The organism is Pseudomonas sp. 3296, assembly GCF_031456615.1.
GTDB lineage: Bacteria > Pseudomonadota > Gammaproteobacteria > Pseudomonadales > Pseudomonadaceae > Aquipseudomonas > Aquipseudomonas mucoides.
The window spans coordinates 1-1,709 of sequence record NZ_JAVDUY010000029.1 but is presented as its reverse complement, the minus strand read 5'-3'; the positions used below and the strand labels follow the sequence as shown (position 1 = coordinate 1,709).

Here is a 1,709-nt window from a genome sequence, read left to right as displayed (position 1 = left end):
AAGGCCGAGAGCTGATGACGAGTGTTCTTTTAGAACACGAAGTGGTTGATGCCATGCTTCCAAGAAAAGCTTCTAAGCTTCAGGTAACCAGGAACCGTACCCCAAACCGACACAGGTGGTTGGGTAGAGAATACCAAGGCGCTTGAGAGAACTCGGGTGAAGGAACTAGGCAAAATGGCACCGTAACTTCGGGAGAAGGTGCGCCGGTGAGGGTGAAGCATTTACTGCGTAAGCCCATGCCGGTCGAAGATACCAGGCCGCTGCGACTGTTTATTAAAAACACAGCACTCTGCAAACACGAAAGTGGACGTATAGGGTGTGACGCCTGCCCGGTGCCGGAAGGTTAATTGATGGGGTTAGCTAACGCGAAGCTCTTGATCGAAGCCCCGGTAAACGGCGGCCGTAACTATAACGGTCCTAAGGTAGCGAAATTCCTTGTCGGGTAAGTTCCGACCTGCACGAATGGCGTAACGATGGCGGCGCTGTCTCCACCCGAGACTCAGTGAAATTGAAATCGCTGTGAAGATGCAGTGTATCCGCGGCTAGACGGAAAGACCCCGTGAACCTTTACTATAGCTTTGCACTGGACTTTGAATTTGCTTGTGTAGGATAGGTGGGAGGCTTTGAAGCGTGGACGCCAGTTCGCGTGGAGCCAACCTTGAAATACCACCCTGGCAACTTTGAGGTTCTAACTCAGGTCCGTTATCCGGATCGAGGACAGTGTATGGTGGGTAGTTTGACTGGGGCGGTCTCCTCCTAAAGAGTAACGGAGGAGTACGAAGGTGCGCTCAGACCGGTCGGAAATCGGTCGTAGAGTATAAAGGCAAAAGCGCGCTTGACTGCGAGACAGACACGTCGAGCAGGTACGAAAGTAGGTCTTAGTGATCCGGTGGTTCTGTATGGAAGGGCCATCGCTCAACGGATAAAAGGTACTCCGGGGATAACAGGCTGATACCGCCCAAGAGTTCATATCGACGGCGGTGTTTGGCACCTCGATGTCGGCTCATCACATCCTGGGGCTGAAGCCGGTCCCAAGGGTATGGCTGTTCGCCATTTAAAGTGGTACGCGAGCTGGGTTTAGAACGTCGTGAGACAGTTCGGTCCCTATCTGCCGTGGACGTTTGAGATTTGAGAGGGGCTGCTCCTAGTACGAGAGGACCGGAGTGGACGAACCTCTGGTGTTCCGGTTGTCACGCCAGTGGCATTGCCGGGTAGCTATGTTCGGAATAGATAACCGCTGAAAGCATCTAAGCGGGAAACTAGCCTCAAGATGAGATCTCACTGGGACCTTGAGTCCCCTGAAGGGCCGTCGAAGACTACGACGTTGATAGGTTGGGTGTGTAAGCGCTGTGAGGCGTTGAGCTAACCAATACTAATTGCCCGTGAGGCTTGACCATATAACACCCAAGCAATTTGCGTCGAAAGGCCAGATTGCGGTGTGTGAAGACGATACAGTCGAAAGTTCGAATCAAACACACAAATCTATTACATACCCATTCGCTGGAGCGTGATCTCGCAAGAGAAAACGAGCTGGCTACCGAATTTCTTGACGACCATAGAGCATTGGAACCACCTGATCCCATCCCGAACTCAGCAGTGAAACGATGCATCGCCGATGGTAGTGTGGGGTTTCCCCATGTGAGAGTAGGTCATCGTCAAGATTAAATTCCGAAACCCCTATCTGCGTATGCAGGTAGGGGTTTTGTTTT

The 1,709-nt window shown here is 52.1% G+C and carries 2 rRNA genes; both read left to right on the top strand.

The features are described from left to right. A 23S ribosomal RNA gene (locus J2X66_RS30125) occupies positions 1-1,397 on the top strand; the annotation flags it as partial. A gap of 148 nt (positions 1,398-1,545) precedes the next feature. Beyond that, a 5S ribosomal RNA gene (rrf, locus tag J2X66_RS30120) occupies positions 1,546-1,661 on the top strand. Positions 1,662-1,709 lie beyond the last annotated feature (48 nt).